This is a genomic window from Gymnodinialimonas phycosphaerae (assembly GCF_019195455.1).
Taxonomy (GTDB): Bacteria; Pseudomonadota; Alphaproteobacteria; order Rhodobacterales; family Rhodobacteraceae; genus Gymnodinialimonas; species Gymnodinialimonas phycosphaerae.
Map to the genome: position 1 here is coordinate 1,872,853 of NZ_JAIMBW010000001.1, position 16,874 is coordinate 1,889,726.

Sequence of the window (16,874 nt, forward strand, 5' to 3'; positions counted from 1 at the left end):
CTGCCAACCTACCCGTGTCCACCGCAGGCGCAAGGGTTGAGAACATTTGCAGAACATCTATACTGTCTCCCCATGGATATCACCAAACTCACCCGTGCCTCGCACCGCCAGGATCGCCCCGGCCTGCGGCTTCTGGATCGCTTTGATCTGGCGGGCGGGCGGGCGCACGAATTCTGTGGCCACACGCGCCGCCGCCTAGCCCTGTGGCTGGCAGCAAGCGACACGCACACCGATATCGCCAGCCAGATCCTCTGGATCCGGCCCGATTGGCACCCCGATGCGCTGCATCTGGCCGGTGTCCAGCGCGAGATCGATCCCAGCCGCCTGATTTTCGTGGAATGCTGCCGCCCGGGCGATCTTCTGTGGTGCATGGAAGAGGCGTTGCGCGGGGGTCTCAACCGCCTCGTGGTGCTGGACCTGCCCGAGCCGCCGGGGCTGACCCCGGTGCGCCGCCTGCACCTGGCGGCCGAAGCGGGGTTCGAGAAGACGGGCCGCGCGCCCGTGGGCGTGATCCTGACGCCGGGCGATGGGGGGGCTGCGGGGGTGGAAAGCCGCTGGCAGTTGATGCCCAATCACACGGACGAGGCCGAGCGGTGGCGCCTTTCGCGCCTGCGCGCGCGCACGGCACCCGTGGCCGAATGGTCCGTGGCCCGCGGGCGCGGCGGCGTCCCTCAGCTGACCAAGTTCCCGGTGCCCGAACTCGCCTGACGCTCTCGGCTGCCCTGACCGGGCTTCAGCCCGGTCTACACCTTGCGCGGTACCGTAGACCGGGCGTCACGCCCGGGGCCCAGCGCCCAGAATCGACACGACAACGGCGCAAACAGGCTTGCTTCCCCTGCCCTGCCAGCCCACACCGGGCAGATCCTTGCCCTCAAGGCCCTGCTTATGCGCCTACTGATTTCCTTTGCGGCCCTGTTTCTTTCGGTCATGCTGTTGCAGCTTTCTTCCGGCGGCGTGGGGCCTTTGGATGTGTTGTCGGGCACCTCGCTGGGGTTTTCCTCGGCTCAGATCGGCCTCTTGGGCTCGGCGCATTTCATGGGGTTCTTCATCGGCTGCTGGTGGGCGCCGCGCCTGATGGGCTCTGTCGGGCATTCGCGCGCCTTCGCCGCCTTCACCGCCATGGGCGCGATCGGGCTACTCAGCCACATGTTGCTGGTGGATGCCTATGCCTGGGCTCTGATGCGCGTGGCCACGGGCCTGTGTGTCGCGGGCTGCTACACGGTGATCGAGGCATGGCTGCAAGCCAAAGTCACCAACCAGACGCGCGGGCGCGCCATGGGCATCTACCGAATGGTGGACACGGGCGGGTCGCTTTGTGCGCAGTTGTTGATCGGCGTGCTCACGCCCGCCTCTTACGTGTCCTACAACCTGCTGGCGATCCTGTGTTGCGCGGCTCTTCTGCCGCTGACGCTGACCAAGCTGCAACAACCCGCCACGCCGTCCGCGCCGCGCCTGCGCCCGGCGCTGGCCTGGGGGCTGTCACCGCTGGCCGTGGCCGGCGTGATCGTGGCGGGCGTCTCGGGCGCGTCGTTCCGCATGGTCGGCCCGCTTTACGGAAGCGAGGTCGGGCTTCAGGCCAGTGAAATCGGCTACTTCCTCGCCGCTTTCGTCGTCGGAGGGGCGGCGGCGCAATGGCCGGCGGGCTGGCTCGCGGACCGCTATGACCGGCGCTGGGTGCTGATCTGGTTCTCCGTCGCGTCGCTGGTGGCCTGCGCGGTGACGGTGGTTCTGCCCGGCACAGGGATCGTGGGCATCTTCGCTTCGGCGTTTCTGTTTGGGGCCACGACCTTCCCGATCTACTCGGTCTCAGCTGCCCATGCCCACGATTGGGCCAGCGATGACCAGCGGGTCGAGCTGTCGGCCGCGCTGATGTTCTTCTACGCCTCGGGCGCCATCGTGGCCCCCCTGCTGACCTCGCAACTGATCGAGGGGTTCGGCCCCTCGGCGATGTTCGTATTCATCTCTGTCGCGCACATGGGCCTTGTCGTCTTCGGCCTTGTGCGCATGGGCCGCCGCGCGTCGCAGGAGACGCGCAAACCCTACGTCTGGATCCCGCGCACCTCGTTCACCGTGGGCCGGATCTTTCGGCGCGGGCCGGACAAATAACGCCCCACCTCTGTCTCAATTCTGACGCCATCGCGTGGCATCCCTGCGGCAAACCAACAAGGCCGAGCATTCCATGTCGTTTCTTTTCCGCACCCTTTGCGCCGTGATCGGTGCCGCATTCCTCTTTGCCGTTGCCAACCTGGCGATCTCGGGCTTGCCCGAGCGGGGGCAAGCGATGGAAGTGGCCTCGAACGAATCTGCCCCTGCACCCAATCCCGCGCCCAATCCCGGCTCCCTGCTGGATCTCGCCACGTCCCTCCTCGGCATCGCCTCCTCGCAGCCGATTGAAGCCCCACTCGCCGTGACGCCGATCCGCGCCATGCCTGTCGCCCCCGCCGCCCCCGCAACCGCACTGGCCTCGGAAATCGAGGCCGATTGGCGCGCCTGGATGGCGACCCATGGCCTAAGCGACGGCGCCATGGTCGTCCTCTACCCCGACGGCACCATGCACCGCGCCGCCCTCGAGCGTGCCAGCGATGCCTCCTTCCCCGTGGCCAGCCTGTCGAAGGCGATAACCGGCATCTGCATGGACGTCGTTCTTCAGGAACAAGGGCTTAGCTGGTACACGACCCTAGGTGATATCGCGCCGCAAATGTCCCAGGTCCGGGTCACGCCTCAGCCTTGGAACGCGCGCATCTCGCTGGCGTCGCTGGCCAATCACACCTCTGGCCTTGCGCCCGACCTGACACAGGGCACCATGGGCAACGTGTTGCACGGCGCACTTGGCCTGCACCGCCGTATTGCCTCCGAGGCGCTGCGCGAAGAGAACATGCAGGGCACGCCCCGCGAATTCTTCTATAACAACACCAACTACGCCGTCCTCGGGGTGGCGATCGAGGCCCTGACCGGCCAATCCTACTCCGAGGCCTGCATGGCCCGTGCCATGACGCCTGCCGGCATCACCGATGCTACGATCCACGGACGCATGGGGTCGCGGTCGTCTTATGGCGGATGGGAGATGTCTGCCGAAAGCTACGCCCGCTTGGCGCAGCATTGGTTCACCAATGGCGCGGGCCTAGTCGGGCGTCCCTTCGACCGCCCGATGCACGCCAACTATTCCCTCGGCTACGAAATCCGCGACCGGGGCACCTCGGCCCAGGTCTCCCACGCGGGCTACTTCTGTGAGGGCGATAACTCGGGCACTGGCGCCTACTTCCATGCCCGGGGCGACGGCGTGGTGTTCTCGGCCAATTGGTCCGGCAGTTGCGCGGCGGCCGGGGATACCGGGCTTGGGCAGATCATCGCGGGCCGCATGTAACCCTTCCATCGCCTCCCTTGTGGATGACGCCACTGGTCTTGCGCGCGCGGCGGCGTTAAAGCTGCGCGAAACTGCTTTGACTTGAGGCCAGCACCATGACCCGCACGCTCATTACCAGCGCCATTCCCTACATCAACGGGATCAAGCACCTGGGCAACCTCGTGGGGTCTCAGCTGCCCGCTGACCTCTATGCCCGCTACTTGCGCGCGCGAGGTCAAGAGGTGCTGTTTCTTTGCGCCACCGATGAACACGGCACCCCGGCCGAGCTTGCCGCCGCCAAGGCGGGCAAGCCCGTGGCTGAGTATTGCGCCGACATGCATGCCGTGCAGGCCGAGATCGCCCGCGGTTTTCGCCTGTCGTTTGATCACTTCGGGCGCTCTTCCTCGCCACAGAACCACGCGCTGACCCAGCATTTCGCAGGCAAGCTGGCGGACAATGACCTGATCGAGGAGGTGTCCGAGAAGCAGGTCTATTCCCACGCCGATGGCCGCTTCCTGCCAGATCGCTATATCGAGGGCACCTGCCCCAACTGCGGCTACGATAAGGCCCGTGGCGACCAGTGTGAGAACTGCACCAAGCAGTTGGACCCCACCGACCTTATCGAGCCGCGCTCTGCCATTTCCGGCTCCACCGATCTGGAGATCCGCGAAACGAAGCACCTCTACCTGCGCCAATCGCAGCTGCGCGGACAGTTGAGCGACTGGATAGATTCCAAGACCGACTGGCCCATTCTGACGACCTCGATTGCCAAGAAATGGCTGAACGATGGCGACGGCCTGCAAGACCGTGGCATCACCCGCGACCTCGACTGGGGCGTGCCCGTCAAGCGCGGCGACGCGGACTGGCCGGGCATGGAAGGCAAGGTCTTTTACGTCTGGTTCGATGCGCCGATCGAGTATATCGCCTGCGCCGCCGAGGCTGTGGAGGAAGGCGTGATTTCTGATTGGGAGCGCTGGTGGCGTGTGGATAAGGGCGCCGATGACGTTCGATATGTGCAATTCATGGGCAAAGATAATGTGCCCTTCCACACACTTTCCTTCCCCGCCACGATCCTAGGCTCGGGCGAGCCGTGGAAGCTGGTCGACTACATCAAATCCTTCAACTACCTCAACTACGACGGCGGTCAGTTCTCCACCTCGCAAGGGCGCGGTGTGTTCATGGATCAGGCGTTGGAGATCCTGCCGTCTGACTACTGGCGCTGGTGGCTCCTTTCCCACGCGCCCGAGACATCGGACAGCGAATTCACCTGGGAGGCGTTCCAACAGGACGTCAACAAGGACCTAGCCGATGTGCTTGGCAACTTTGTTAGCCGGATCACCAAGTTCTGCCGCTCCAAGTTCGGCGAAGCGGTGCCCGAAGGCGGCGACTACGTCGAACAGGAAACGGCTCTGATCGCCGACTTGCAGGCCCGCCTGACCGCCTACCAAGCCCACATGGACGCCATCGACATCCGAAAAGCGGCGGCGGAGCTGCGCGCGATCTGGGTCGCGGGCAATGAATACCTGCAATCCGCCGCCCCCTGGACCGCCTTCAAGACGGACCCCGAGCGCGCCGCCGCGATCACCCGCTTCGCGCTGAACCTGATCCCTTTCTACGCGGGCCTCTCGGCACCTTTCATCCCCGACGCGGCGCAAGCCATGGCGGACGGAATGCACACGGACCTCACCTGGCCCATGGACACGACCATGACCGCCCTGCCCGCAGGCCACGCCTTCACAGTGCCCGATGTCCTCTTCGCGAAGATCCCGGACGAGAGCCGCGAAGAATGGGCCGCAAAGTTCTCGGGCGTGCGGGATTGAGGCAGGTCAATCCCGCGCGAACGCCGTGATCTAAGGTTGCTTCCGACCCAGCAGCGGAGGACACCATGATCACGCTCCTGCCTCACGTCTTCGTCGGCATCGCTTTTTGCGGCTTCATCGCCCTGATGCCCGTTCCCTCTGACGCGCAGCCCTACCGGCGATCATGTCATTTCGTGGTCGAGGTTGTGCCCCAAGGTGCCGGTCTTGAAGACATCCTGTATTCGTTCCGCATCTACGGCACGACCCCCCGCTATAGCCGTGTCAACGATCTACGACGCGTGATCCGCGACTATGGCACGACATGCCTGCAAACCCATTGGGCCAACCGCGACGCCGACGGCGCCCCGCCCGAATGTCGCGAGCCGACCCACTTCGAAATGCAGGAATACCCCTTCACGGCCATGGCCGATCAGATCCGGAACGATCTGTGCGATGCCAACCCGGGCGAACTCCGCCTGACCGCGGATGTGGAGTTGTTTATCCGCGGCGAACGCGGCTGCATCGAGCGCGACGAAGAGCGCGGCGTCGTCGATCCGGCGCGCTACATCGTCTTGGCGCCGAACTACCAGTTGACGTGCCCGGCCCGCGACATAGGCGGGTTCGAAAATGTCGAACCTTCACCGCCCGCGGCCCCGTCGCACCCCAACACACGTTTTCCCGGCAACGACATCACCCTGATCGAGTTGGAGGACGCAGAAGGTTGGCAAGCGTGCTGGCAAGCCTGTGAAGAAACCGCCGCCTGCCATGCCTGGACCTTCCGGGATGCAGGAACTTCGGGCGCGCGATACACCGGTCCGATCTGCCTGCTCAAAAGCGAAGTCGGCGAGATGGTCGAAGACGATTGCTGCCAGTCCGGCGTACGGGGATAGGGGCGTGCTTGGCGATGGAGTTTTGACCACTGCCCCCGCCTGAGCGCTCACATCGCAGAAGAACGGCCCAACGGCGCTCGAAAACCGTGTAGTTATGGAAAAACTACAGTTTCACCACAGGTTCTCGCCCCCTGTCAGGCCCTCAGAACGGCACCAGGGTTCAGGATGTTTTTCGGATCCAAGGCCGCCTTGATCGCCCGCATCGCGACCAGCTTGCCGGGGTCGCCATAGGTCTCCAAATCGCCGACCTTCAACCGCCCAATCCCGTGCTCTGCCGACACGGAGCCGCCCACTTCGTGGACCAGATCGTGCACGCAGGTCTTGATCGCGACGCGCTCTTGCTCGTGATCGGCGCGGGTCCGTCCCGGTTGCGGGAACACGTTGTAGTGCAAATTCCCATCGCCCAAGTGGCCGAAGCAGTTGATCCTGAACGTATTTATCCGCGCCAACCGGCCCGGAGCTTCGGCGATGAAGGCGGGAACGGAGGCCACGGGAACCGAGATATCGTGCGATGAAATCGACCCGATCCGGCGGTTGGCCTCAGGGATATTTTCGCGGATTGCCCAGAAGTCCTGGCGCTGCGCTTGCGATTGCGCGATGACGCCGTCAGTCACCAAGCCTGCCTCGTAAGCCTTTGAAAACAAGACTTCCAAGGCCTCTTCCGGCGTTCCATGGCTGAGGCCTAGGTCAATCAGAACGCACCATTCGGGGGCTTTGTCGAAGGGCATCCTAAGCTGCGGCCCGACCTCGTTCAAGAAATCAAACCCCATCTTTCCCATCAACTCGAACGCCGAAATCCCTTCACCGATCTGGCCCTGCGCCAAGCGCAACAGGTCTAGCGCGGCTTGCGCGGATGGCACCGCCATCATCGCGGCACCCGTCGCCTGCGGTGTTGGAAACAAACGCAACGTCGCCGCGGTGATGACGCCCAAGGTGCCCTCGGACCCGATCAGAAGGTGGCGCAAGTCATAGCCCATGTTGTTCTTGCGCAGGGGCGAGAGGCCGTTGATCACCGTGCCGTCCGCCAGAACCGCCTCCACGCCCAGAACCAGGTCGCGGGCATTACCATAGCGCAGCACGTTCACGCCGCCCGCATTCGTCGCCAGCAACCCGCCGATCCGGGCAGAGCCCTGAGAGGCCAGCGTCAGCGGAAAGATCCATCCCTCCGCCTCGGCGACCTCGTGCACATTCTGCAGAATCGCGCCCGCTTCCACCACCATGGTCCCCGCTTGCGCATCCATCGCGCGGACGGCACTCAGGCGGTCCATTGTCAACAAAATAGGAGGGTCGCCACCCTCCTTGATCTGGCCGCCAACCAATCCGGTGCCACCGGAATAGGGCACCACGGGGGTGCCGGTGTCATGTGACATCCGCAGGATTCGGGACACTTGCGCGGTGGAGCTGGGGGCCACGATCGCCAAGGCTTGCCCCTGCCATCGGCCGCGCGGCTCTTCCAGATACCGGGCTTCCGGGTCCCGCAAGGCATCCGGCACCTCGGCTTTCAATCGGTCAAGAACTATCATGGGATGAGACCTAGCGCGCGGGCAGGCCCGCGTCACCCAACTTCGGTTTTTCCACGCCGATCACTGCGCAGATTCGCGTAAAGGACATGATTACGCCAACGTCCGTTGATCTGAAGGTAGCTTTGCGCGACGCCCTCATACTTGAAACCCGACTTCTCCAGCACACCGCGCGAGGCGGCGTTTTCGGGTAGGCAGGCGGCTTCCATCCGGCTGAGGTCCAAGGCCCGGAACGCGTAGTGGCAAACCGCGCCAATCGCCTCACGCATGTAGCCCTGGCGCACGAAGGGCAACCCGATCCAATAACCAAGCGTCGCCGATTGCGCCGGACCACGGCGCACATTGTCCAGGGTGATCGCGCCCAAAAGAGCATCATCAGCCCGGCGAAAGATGAACAATGGCACGGCAGAGCCCTGATTGACCGAGCGTTGGGCCCAATAGACACGGGCCGTGAAGCTTTTGCGGGTCAAATGGTCATCGGCCCAGACCGGCTCCCACGGGACAAGGAAGTCACGCGATTGATGGCGTAGCGACGCCCATGCCCGAAAATCCGCGTGACGCGGCAGGCGCAGCGTCAAACGCTCCGTCTCCAGGCGAAGGTTACGTTTGCGCGCGATCATCAGGCGGCCAAACGCTCCCTCACGGTGGCCAGATCAGGGGCTTTTTCCACCGGACCGTAAAGCGCCATTGCCGTCCCCGCTTGTCCCAAAGCGCCCGCATGTTCGCCCAAAGCCTGCAAGGTCACGGCGTCGATCCGCTCTACCGTTTCTTCTAGCGGCGGAATGCGGTTCCAGATCGCGATCAACCGCGCAAGGCGTTCCGCCCGCGCAGAAGGGCTTTCCAGCCCCATCAGCATCCCCGCCTTCATCTGCGCACGCGCGCGCGCAAGTTCTGCCTCGGTCATCGTGTCGGCGGACCGCTTCAGCTCATCCACCGTCAGGCCAACGAGTTCCGGCAGATCTTCCGCCGAGGTGCCCGCGTAGATCGTTAGCAAGCCCGTGTCATCGTAGCTGCCGACCTGGGAATAAATCGTGTAGCACAGGCCGCGCTTCTCGCGGATTTCCTGAAACAGTCGTGAAGACATGCCGCCGCCAAGGGCCGTGGCAAAGATCTGCGCCGTGTAGATATCGTCCGAGCGATAGCCCGGCGCCTCCAGCGCCAAGGTGAAATGCGCCTGCTCCAACCCTTTGACAACACGGTGTTCTCCGCCGCCAAAACGTCCCGGTTGCGCCACCGCTTGCGACGTGGGGGTAAGGTGCCCAAACGCCTTCTCGGCAAGGCGCACGATCTCGTCGTGGTCCACCGCGCCCGCGGCAGACAGGATCAGCTGACCCGGACCGTAGTTCTCGACCACGAACCGATCAAAATCCGCGCGGCCAAAGTTTTGCACCCGCTCCACCGGACCCAGAATGGTGCGCCCCAAGGGTTGCTCGGGATATGCGGCGGCCTGCAACCAGTCGAAAATGACGTCATCGGGCGTGTCCGCCGCTTGGCCGATTTCCTGCAAGATTACGCCGCGCTCCACTTCGATCTCACGGGGGTCGAAGATGGGATTGAGGACGATATCGCTGATCAAATCCAGCGCCAAACCCACGTCATCCTTCAGCACCCGGGCGTAATAGGCGGTAACTTCGCGCGAAGTATAGGCGTTGATGTAGCCGCCAACGTCTTCGATTTCCTCGGCAATTTGTAGGGCAGTGCGCCGCTGCGTGCCCTTGAAAGCCATATGTTCCAGAAAATGCGCGATGCCGTTTTGCTCTGCCCGCTCATGGCGTCCCCCGGCATTGACCCAAAGGCCCAGGGCGGCGGATTCCAAGCCCGGCATATGCTCGGTCACGATGCGAAGGCCATTGGGCAGCGTGTGTGTTTCGACGGTCACGGGCGGATGCCTCCTTCAATCACTTTCTCTAGCGCGGCAAGGTCGTTCTCGACCCGCTGCACCCGCTCGGGACGGTCGAACAGGTCCCCCATGCGCGCGGGCAACGCGGGCCGGATGCCAGATGCCGCCTCGACCGCGTCGGGGAATTTTGCTGGATGCGCCGTGGCAAGCGTCACCAGCGGTGTCGCGCCCAGGAAGTCTTGCGCCACATGCACGCCAACGGCGGAATGCGGGCACAGCAATTCCCCCATCTCCGGCAGGGCGCGTGCGATCATGGCCGAGGTCTCATTCTCGGACGCGCGGCCCGAGGCAAACGTTTCCCGCAGGCGCCCGATCGCCCCCTGGCTGATCTTGAAGCCACCGCCGTCCTTCAGTTCGTCCATCAGTTGCGCAACCGCCGCTCCGTCCCGGTCATAGGCCTCGAACAGGGCCCGCTCGAAGTTGGAGGAAACCTGGATATCCATCGAGGGCGAGATCGAGGGCGTGACCCCCTCGGTCACATAGCCGCCGGAAACCATCGCCCGGTGCAGGATGTCGTTCTGGTTCGTCGCGATCACCAGTTTGTCAATCGGCAGCCCCATGCGCTTGGCGATGTAGCCCGCGAAGATGTCTCCGAAATTGCCTGTCGGGACGCAGAAGGACACCGGCCGATGCGGCGCGCCCAAGGACACGGCAGAGGAGAAGAAATACACCACCTGCGCCAGCACACGCGCCCAGTTGATCGAGTTCACTCCCGCCAGGCGCACCCGGTCGCGGAAGTCGAAATGATTAAACATATCCTTCAGGCGCGCCTGGCAATCGTCGAAATCACCGGTCAGCGCAAGGGCGTGGGTATTGGCCTCGGTCACCGTGGTCATCTGGCGGCGCTGAACGTCGCTGACGCGGCCATGGGGGAACAGAATGAACACATCGACCGCATCAAGACCGCGAAAGGCTTCCATTGCAGCGGACCCGGTGTCGCCCGAGGTCGCCCCCACGATCGTCACCCGGTCGCCCCGGCGCGTCAGCGCGGCTTGGAACATCTGCCCAATCAACTGCATGGCAAAGTCTTTGAAGGCCAGCGTCGGGCCGTGGAACAGTTCCAAAAGGAAATGGTTGCTTTGCACTTGTTTCAGGGGCGCGCGCGCCGCGTGGCCAAAGCCCGCGTAGGCCGCTTCGATCAAACCACCGAACTCGTCATCGCTGAAAGTATCGCCCACGAAGGGCCGCATCACCCGAAAGGCGATTTCCTCATAGGACAGGCCCGCCAGCGCTGCGATATCCCCATGGGACATCTGCGGAATCTCGGCTGGCACGTAAAGACCACCATCGCGCGCAAGCCCCGTCAGCATGGCCTCTTCGAAAGACAAAACAGGCGCACGCCCGCGGGTCGAGACATATTGCATGGACGGCTCCTTCAAACACTCCGCCGGGTGATACGCCAGAGCAGGAACGCTGTCATCCCCAACCAGACAAGCGCCAGACCAAACCATTGAATTGCGTAGCCCAAATGGTTGTTCGGAATGCCATCCGCCGTGACGGGCAAGGGTGTCAGCAGCGCGTCCGAGGCGCTGATCTCCCGCAGGACGATAAACACGGGTTCTGTTCCAAGCGACGCCGCAAGGGCGTCAACGTCTCGGGCGTACCAGATGTTGCGGGCAAGGTCGGGGGCGGGCGTGAAGCTATCGACCTCCTGGGGCCAATGCAGATTGCCCGTCACCGTCACAAGGCCCTGGGGCGGGTCCGGCTGGGGAACATTTTCCGCCAGATATCCCCGGTCCACCAGAACTCGCCTGCCGCCCGTGTCCAATACCGAGATCAAGCGATACCCCGGCCCGGACCCTTGTAGGCTGACGAGGACGCGCGCCGTGCCCTCCACGAATGAGCCCTCAGCAACCACCGGCAAATACCGATCCGCCTCGGGGTCAATGACCTCCGGCAAGGCCACCGGCGCCGCCTCGATCCGCGCGGCGATTTCGGCCAGTACGCTTTCTTTCCAGGTAAGCCGTTGCAGCTGCCACACCCCAAGCGACACAAGAATGCCAGCGCCAACCAGTCCAAAGACGACGACTGCAATTACGCGTCCCATGACATCGCCCTTTCAATCAAAAGGCCCGCCCCAATCGGCAGGCCCCCACTTCATCTTGCCAAAAAAACTCAAACCCGCCCTGCCCCTCCCTTGGCACGCTCCCCATCAGGGCGCGCGGGGGAGGCGGCGGCGGGGCGGGTCGGTGGGCGCCGACGCCTCCCCCGCCCCAACGGCCAAGTTTACTGACCCCAGATATACACGGCCACGAAAAGAAACAGCCACACAACGTCCACGAAGTGCCAGTACCAGGCTGCCGCCTCGAACCCGATGTGCTTCTCGGCAGTGAAATGGCCCTTACGCACGCGCAGGTAGCAAATGAACAGGAAGATCGTTCCGATCACCACGTGGAAGCCGTGGAAGCCCGTTGCCATGAAGAAGGTGGAATAAAACTTGTCGCCATCCGGGCCACCGAACTGCCAGTGGTGGTGGGCGATCAGCTCGTAGTATTCGTAGGCCTGCAAGCCGGTAAAGAACAGGCCCAGAACGACAGCAATCAACAGACCGTTCGCCACATCCTTGCGCTCCCCGCCGTGGACCAGGGCATGGTGCGCCCAGGTTACGGCAAAGCCCGAGAGCAAAAGCACCAACGTGTTGATCAGCGGCAAGCCAAAGGGATCGACCTGATAGATTTCCGGCGCGACGTAGGCAGATGCCTCATAGGTGTCCATCGGAAACAGGGCATGCTTGAAAAACGCCCAGAACCACGCCACGAAGAACATGACTTCGGACATGATGAACATGATGAACCCGTAGCGCAGGCCGATGCGCACGACTGGCGTGTGATCGCCCTCGCCGCTTTCGGCCACGACATCCGCCCACCAGGCGTACATGACGTAGAGGACCGCAACCAAACCTGCGAGAAACAACCACGGCGAGCCGGAGTGCATCCAATTCACGCCGCCAAATAGCATGGCGAACGCGCCCACTGCGCCCATCAAGGGCCAGATCGAGGGGGGTAGAATATGGTAGTCGTGGCGTTTGACGTGGGCCATGGTGGTCTCCGGTCTGGTCTTAGTTCACGGCCTCAAGGGCGGCGTAGTCTTCGGGCATGTCGGTCACGTGGAACGTGTACGACAGGGTGATGGCGGGCGTGTCGACGGTCTCGGGATCGTTCTGGATCTCGGGGTCGACGAAGAAAGTCACGGGCATCTCGACCCGCTCGCCGGGTTGCAGCACCTGCATTTCAAAGCAGAAGCAGGCGATCTTAACGAAGTAACCGCCGGTATCGAACGGCGCAACGTTGAAGCTGGCGGTACCGGCGATGGGATGGTCGGTCGGGTTGTAGGCCTCATAAAAGGCCAGGCCCGTCTCACCGATGCGGATTTCGACGTGGGGCACCATGGGGCGGAATTCCCACGGCATATCGCTCGCGGTAGAGGCGTCGAACCGGATGCGGATCACGTCGTCAAGGATCGTCTCGCTGCCGGCGTCGGCCTGCACGGTCGCGCCCCCGAAACCGGTCACGCGGCAGAACCAATCGTAGAACGGCACGGCTGCGGCCGTCATGGCCCCCATGAATACGACGACGCAAAGGGTCTGGAACACCGTCTTGGTCTTTGGGTCCATCTTCTTGCGTGTCTCGGTCATTCCACCGGCTCCGTGATCGGCAGTTGCGAGGCGCGGGGCGTGTGATCGTTGGCCTCCAACAGGCCGCCTTCGCGGACCTTGGCCACGGTCAAGCCGAAGACGATCGCGCAGAACCCCAACAGGCACAGTGCTGTGCCCACATTGCGGCCGAAACGGCGGGTGTGGATCTCGTGGGTTTCCGTCAGGCCTTTTGCATTTGCCATCAGATCAGCCTCCAGATTGCATCAAGCAGCAAAGCGCCGAAGTGCAGGAACAGGTACAGAAGCGAGAACTTGAAGACGCGTTTCTCGACGGCATAACCATCGGCTTCGGCCATCGTTTCATCCCGGCGCCAGATGTCCCAGGCACCCTTCAGGAAGATCGCGTTCAGGACCACGGCGGCCACCAGATAGACCGGCCCCGCGACGTCGGTAAAAACCAGGCCCAGGGCCACGGGCGCCAGAAGCACCGTGTAAATCAGGATCTGCTTGCGGGTCTCCGTCCGGCCGTGGGTCACGGTCAGCATCGGCACGCCTGCGTTGTTGTAGTCTTTCTTCAAAAACAGCGCCAACGCCCAGAAGTGGGGCGGCGTCCACATGAAGATCAGCCCGAACATCAGGACTGAGGCCAGCGACACATCGCCCGTCACCGCCGCCCATCCGATCATCGGAGGGAAAGAGCCCGCCGCGCCGCCGATAACGATATTCCATGGTGTGGCGCGCTTGAGCCACATGGAGTAGATCACCGCGTAGAAGAAGATGGTGAACGCCAAGAGACCCGCCGCAAACCAGTTGGTCGCAAGACCCAACATCGCCACGGAAATCACGCTCAACCACATACCCAGCGTCAGCGCCTCGCCAGCCGGGACCTTGCCAGCAGGCACGGGACGCTTGGCGGTGCGCTTCATCACGGCATCGATATCAGCGTCATACCACATGTTCAGCGCACCCGAGGCCCCTGCCCCCAGCGCAATGAACAAGATAGCAGTGAAGCCGATCATCGGAGAGACGCCGCCCGGCGCGACAAGGATGCCGACCAAAGCCGTGAAAACAACCAACGACATCACGCGCGGCTTGAGCAGCGCGAAATAGTCGCCAAACCCCGCGTCGTGGTCGCGGGGCTCGGTCGTGGATTGTGCGGTAAAATCGCTCATCGCTTTGCGTTACTCCGCGGCTGCAAGCTCAAGATACTGAGGCGCACGCGCGCCATCGAGGGAGGCGAACTCGGCCGCTTCACCGGCCAGCCATGCCTCATATTCCTCGGGCGTCACGGCGAAGACCGTGATCGGCATATAGGCATGGGATGCGCCGCACAGTTCAGAGCATTGACCGAAATAGATGCCTTCCTCGCCGGGGTTCACCTCGAAGTGCAACTCGGCCAAGCGGCCGGGCACACCGTCCTGCTTCACGCCGAACGCCGGGATCGTCCACGAGTGGATCACATCCGCAGCGGTGACCTGCACCACGACCGTCTGGCCCGTGGGCACGACAACGGCGGTGTCGGTGGCCAGCAGGTATTCGTCGCGAGAATAGCCGTAGTCCGTCAATTCATCTTCTGCCAGCATGAAGCTGTCGTAGGAGATGCCTTCCTCAGGATACTCATAGCCCCAGTACCACTGGTAGCCGGTCGCCTTCACGATCACATCGGCATCGGGAATCGTTTGCTGGCGGAACAAAACCGGAAGGGAGAACGCGCCAATACCCACAAGGATGATCAGCGGGACGATCGTCCAAGCCACCTCGATCCGGGTGTTATGAGTGAACGTCGCAGGCTCCGGGTTTGCCTTGGCGTTATGCTTGATGAAGGCGTAGGCCATCAAAGCGGCCACGAAAAGCGTGATCAGCGTTGCGATCGTGTGCAGGCCGAAGTCCAGCGCTTGCAGGTCCAGCGCCCCATTGGTGGCGGCGGGCTGGAAGTCGATCCCACCCGGGATCGGCGCACCGATGATCTCAAGCCCATCGCGCATGCCAACGGTCTGTGCCGTCACCATCGTCGTGGTGGAGGTTGCGCCAATTGCGGCCATGAGGCCGCCGAGCATCTTGCGAAGTGCCATGTGGTCTGTCCTGTTGTCCGTCCGGTCGTCTGCCCTGATGCTATCGCATCCCGGGCGCAGACCCATCTTCTGTTCACGCTGTGCCAGACCATATAGCGTGCTTGTACACAAGGCAGTGGCCTAAATTGTCTCACCCAAAGGGCGAGACGGGGTGTCGCACCCGGCGGGAAAAAGACTATGTAAAGAGCGAACCGCAGGAGCCTTGCCAATGTCCGACACCCCCGCCTTCCGCCCATTTGAGACCCACCTTGATGAGGCAAGCGCCCTGCGCGTGCTGCGTGCTGCCACCGATGGCGCCGATGATGGCGAGCTGTTTTTGGAGCGTCGCCGCTCGGAAGTGCTGGTCTTCGACGATGGCCGTGTGAAGAACGCCAGCTATGACGCGGCGCAGGGTTTTGGCCTGAGGGCGGTAAAGGGCGAAGTGGCCGGCTACGCCCATTCCACCGAGATTTCCGAGGCCGCGCTGCTGCGCGCCGCCGAGACGGCACGGCTTGCCGTGGGCGATGGCGGCGGCACGCTGGCCGATGCGCCGCGCGGCACGAATGAGAAGCTCTATACCGACGATAACCCCATGGCGGGCGCCGAATTCGGCGTGAAACTTGACACCCTGGCCGAGATCGACGCCTTCGCACGGGCCTTGGATAGCCGTGTCGTGCAGGTCAGTGCCTCCATGTCGGCCAGTCTTCAGGAGGTCGTGATCCTACGCCCTGAAGGTGGCAGCGTCAGCGATGTGCGCCCGATGGTGCGGCTGAACGTCTCGGTAATCGTGGAGGAAAACGGCCGACGCGAATCCGGCTCGGCGGGGGGTGGCGGACGCGTGGGGCTGACCGGCCTGATGGCGCGGGATCATTGGGAACGCGTCGCCCGCGAGGCGTTGCGCGTGGCCGTCGTGAACCTGTCCGCAGAGCCCGCGCCGGCGGGTGTCATGGATGTGGCTTTGGGCAACGGCTGGCCCGGCATCCTTCTGCACGAGGCCATCGGCCACGGGCTGGAGGGCGACTTCAACCGCAAGAAGCAAAGCGCGTTCGCCGGGCTGATGGGACAGCGGATCGCGTCGAAAGGCGTGACGGTGCTGGACGATGGTACGATCCCCGATCGGCGCGGCTCGATCAACGTGGATGACGAGGGCACGCCTTCGGAAGCCACAACCTTGATCGAGGATGGCGTGCTGGTGGGCTACATGCAGGACCGCCAATCCGCCCGCCTGATGGGCGTGGCCGCCACCGGGAACGGGCGGCGCGAAAGCTACGCCCATGCGCCGATGACCCGGATGACCAACACCTACATGTTGGGCGGTGACGTGGCGCCGGGTGACATCGTGGCGGACGTGAAGGACGGCATATACGCCGTGGGCTTTGGCGGCGGCCAGGTGGATATCACCAACGGCAAGTTCGTGTTCTCCTGCACCGAGGCCTACCGCGTGAAGAACGGTGTCGTAGGCGCTCCGGTGAAGGGTGCGACCCTGATCGGAGACGGCGCCACCGCGCTGCAACAAATCCGCGCAATCGGCAACGACATGGCGCTGGATCCGGGCATGGGCAATTGCGGCAAGCAGGGCCAGTGGGTACCTGTGGGCGTAGGCCAGCCGACGCTTCTGATCGGCGGATTGACCGTGGGTGGCTCTGCTGCCTGAGGCCCAAGGTTGGGGCGCGGATCGTTGCGATTGAACGGTTTGTCCCCCGATTGCCTAAAACTTTCCGCAAAGACTCCGCGCCTTGGCCCGGGTTCGTTAAGGTTTCATTAACCCATCCGCGCA

Annotated in this window: 16 protein-coding genes; 6 read left to right on the forward strand and 10 right to left on the reverse strand. The window is 63.4% G+C overall.

The features are described 5' to 3' along the window. The first annotated feature begins 72 nt into the window (after positions 1–72). The 5 genes from KUL25_RS09235 (at position 73) to KUL25_RS09255 (ending at position 6,032) form a co-directional block, all read left to right on the forward strand. Positions 73–708: an ImuA family protein gene (locus tag KUL25_RS09235; RefSeq protein ID WP_257892679.1), complete on the forward strand. Its 636-nt coding sequence runs from the start codon at positions 73–75 to the stop codon at positions 706–708. Positions 709–885: 177 nt separating this feature from the next. Continuing rightward, positions 886–2,106 (forward strand): MFS transporter, encoded by a 1,221-nt coding sequence (locus KUL25_RS09240; protein WP_257892680.1) that lies wholly within the window; start codon positions 886–888, stop codon positions 2,104–2,106. A gap of 34 nt (positions 2,107–2,140) precedes the next feature. Continuing rightward, positions 2,141–3,364: a serine hydrolase domain-containing protein gene (locus tag KUL25_RS09245; RefSeq protein WP_257892681.1), complete on the forward strand. Its 1,224-nt coding sequence runs from the start codon at positions 2,141–2,143 to the stop codon at positions 3,362–3,364. Positions 3,365–3,459: 95 nt separating this feature from the next. Further along, positions 3,460–5,163: a methionine--tRNA ligase gene (gene metG / locus KUL25_RS09250; RefSeq protein ID WP_257892682.1), complete on the forward strand. Its 1,704-nt coding sequence runs from the start codon at positions 3,460–3,462 to the stop codon at positions 5,161–5,163. Positions 5,164–5,228: 65 nt separating this feature from the next. Next, on the forward strand, positions 5,229–6,032 hold the full coding sequence (locus tag KUL25_RS09255; protein ID WP_257892683.1) for a PAN domain-containing protein: 804 nt from the start codon (positions 5,229–5,231) through the stop codon (positions 6,030–6,032). A 134-nt stretch (positions 6,033–6,166) separates the two neighbouring features. Here KUL25_RS09255 and KUL25_RS09260 read toward each other — a convergent pair whose 3' ends face one another. The 10 genes from KUL25_RS09260 to coxB all read right to left on the reverse strand — a co-directional run bounded on the left by KUL25_RS09260 (position 6,167) and on the right by coxB (position 15,118). Beyond that, positions 6,167–7,555 carry an FAD-binding oxidoreductase gene (locus KUL25_RS09260; protein WP_257892684.1) on the reverse strand — a complete coding sequence of 463 codons (1,389 nt, stop codon included), beginning with the start codon at positions 7,553–7,555 and terminating at the stop codon, positions 6,167–6,169. Between the two features lie 32 nt (positions 7,556–7,587). After that, on the reverse strand, positions 7,588–8,172 hold the full coding sequence (locus KUL25_RS09265) for a GNAT family N-acetyltransferase (RefSeq protein WP_257892685.1): 585 nt from the start codon (positions 8,170–8,172) through the stop codon (positions 7,588–7,590). Next, the gene (locus KUL25_RS09270; RefSeq protein WP_257892686.1) at positions 8,172–9,431 is read right to left on the reverse strand and encodes a M16 family metallopeptidase; all 1,260 of its coding nucleotides are present in this window, start codon (positions 9,429–9,431) and stop codon (positions 8,172–8,174) included. Before KUL25_RS09270 ends, KUL25_RS09265 begins: the two co-directional genes overlap by 1 nt. After that, positions 9,428–10,816: a threonine synthase gene (gene thrC, locus KUL25_RS09275; protein WP_257892687.1), complete on the reverse strand. Its 1,389-nt coding sequence runs from the start codon at positions 10,814–10,816 to the stop codon at positions 9,428–9,430. The genes KUL25_RS09270 and thrC overlap by 4 nt, the downstream gene beginning before the upstream one ends. Before the next feature lie 11 nt (positions 10,817–10,827). Continuing rightward, a complete protein-coding gene (locus KUL25_RS09280) occupies positions 10,828–11,499 on the reverse strand; it encodes an SURF1 family protein (protein WP_257892688.1) in 672 nt (223 codons plus the stop codon). 179 nt (positions 11,500–11,678) lie between these two features. Further along, entirely contained in the window at positions 11,679–12,491 is an 813-nt protein-coding gene (locus tag KUL25_RS09285) for a cytochrome c oxidase subunit 3 (RefSeq protein WP_257892689.1), read from the reverse strand. Between the two features lie 19 nt (positions 12,492–12,510). Further along, on the reverse strand, positions 12,511–13,086 hold the full coding sequence (locus KUL25_RS09290; RefSeq protein WP_257892690.1) for a cytochrome c oxidase assembly protein: 576 nt from the start codon (positions 13,084–13,086) through the stop codon (positions 12,511–12,513). Continuing rightward, entirely contained in the window at positions 13,083–13,289 is a 207-nt protein-coding gene (locus KUL25_RS09295; RefSeq protein ID WP_068354481.1) for a hypothetical protein, read from the reverse strand. Before KUL25_RS09295 ends, KUL25_RS09290 begins: the two co-directional genes overlap by 4 nt. Beyond that, complete coding sequence (cyoE, locus tag KUL25_RS09300) at positions 13,289–14,218, reverse strand: heme o synthase (protein ID WP_257892691.1); 930 nt, start codon at positions 14,216–14,218, stop codon at positions 13,289–13,291. The genes KUL25_RS09295 and cyoE overlap by 1 nt, the downstream gene beginning before the upstream one ends. A 9-nt stretch (positions 14,219–14,227) precedes the next feature. Beyond that, complete coding sequence (gene coxB, locus KUL25_RS09305) at positions 14,228–15,118, reverse strand: cytochrome c oxidase subunit II (protein ID WP_257892692.1); 891 nt, start codon at positions 15,116–15,118, stop codon at positions 14,228–14,230. A 208-nt stretch (positions 15,119–15,326) separates the two neighbouring features. On the opposite strand from coxB, the gene tldD reads away from it, so the two are divergent. Further along, the gene (gene tldD / locus KUL25_RS09310) at positions 15,327–16,751 is read left to right on the forward strand and encodes a metalloprotease TldD (protein WP_257892693.1); all 1,425 of its coding nucleotides are present in this window, start codon (positions 15,327–15,329) and stop codon (positions 16,749–16,751) included. The last annotated feature ends 123 nt before the right edge of the window (positions 16,752–16,874 follow it).

What these genes read in the sequence shown, in the direction of transcription:
- KUL25_RS09235 (WP_257892679.1), top strand. Translation starts at nt 73, where the DNA reads ATGGATATCACCAAACTCACCCGTGCCTCGCACCGCCAGGATCGCCCC.
- KUL25_RS09240 (WP_257892680.1), top strand. Translation starts at nt 886, where the DNA reads ATGCGCCTACTGATTTCCTTTGCGGCCCTGTTTCTTTCGGTCATGCTG.
- metG (WP_257892682.1), top strand. Translation starts at nt 3,460, where the DNA reads ATGACCCGCACGCTCATTACCAGCGCCATTCCCTACATCAACGGGATC.
- KUL25_RS09255 (WP_257892683.1), top strand. Translation starts at nt 5,229, where the DNA reads ATGATCACGCTCCTGCCTCACGTCTTCGTCGGCATCGCTTTTTGCGGC.
- KUL25_RS09260 (WP_257892684.1), bottom strand. Translation starts at nt 7,555, where the DNA reads ATGATAGTTCTTGACCGATTGAAAGCCGAGGTGCCGGATGCCTTGCGG.
- KUL25_RS09265 (WP_257892685.1), bottom strand. Translation starts at nt 8,172, where the DNA reads ATGATCGCGCGCAAACGTAACCTTCGCCTGGAGACGGAGCGTTTGACG.
- thrC (WP_257892687.1), bottom strand. Translation starts at nt 10,816, where the DNA reads ATGCAATATGTCTCGACCCGCGGGCGTGCGCCTGTTTTGTCTTTCGAA.
- KUL25_RS09280 (WP_257892688.1), bottom strand. Translation starts at nt 11,499, where the DNA reads ATGGGACGCGTAATTGCAGTCGTCGTCTTTGGACTGGTTGGCGCTGGC.
- KUL25_RS09285 (WP_257892689.1), bottom strand. Translation starts at nt 12,491, where the DNA reads ATGGCCCACGTCAAACGCCACGACTACCATATTCTACCCCCCTCGATC.
- KUL25_RS09290 (WP_257892690.1), bottom strand. Translation starts at nt 13,086, where the DNA reads ATGACCGAGACACGCAAGAAGATGGACCCAAAGACCAAGACGGTGTTC.
- KUL25_RS09295 (WP_068354481.1), bottom strand. Translation starts at nt 13,289, where the DNA reads ATGGCAAATGCAAAAGGCCTGACGGAAACCCACGAGATCCACACCCGC.
- cyoE (WP_257892691.1), bottom strand. Translation starts at nt 14,218, where the DNA reads ATGAGCGATTTTACCGCACAATCCACGACCGAGCCCCGCGACCACGAC.
- coxB (WP_257892692.1), bottom strand. Translation starts at nt 15,118, where the DNA reads ATGGCACTTCGCAAGATGCTCGGCGGCCTCATGGCCGCAATTGGCGCA.
- tldD (WP_257892693.1), top strand. Translation starts at nt 15,327, where the DNA reads ATGTCCGACACCCCCGCCTTCCGCCCATTTGAGACCCACCTTGATGAG.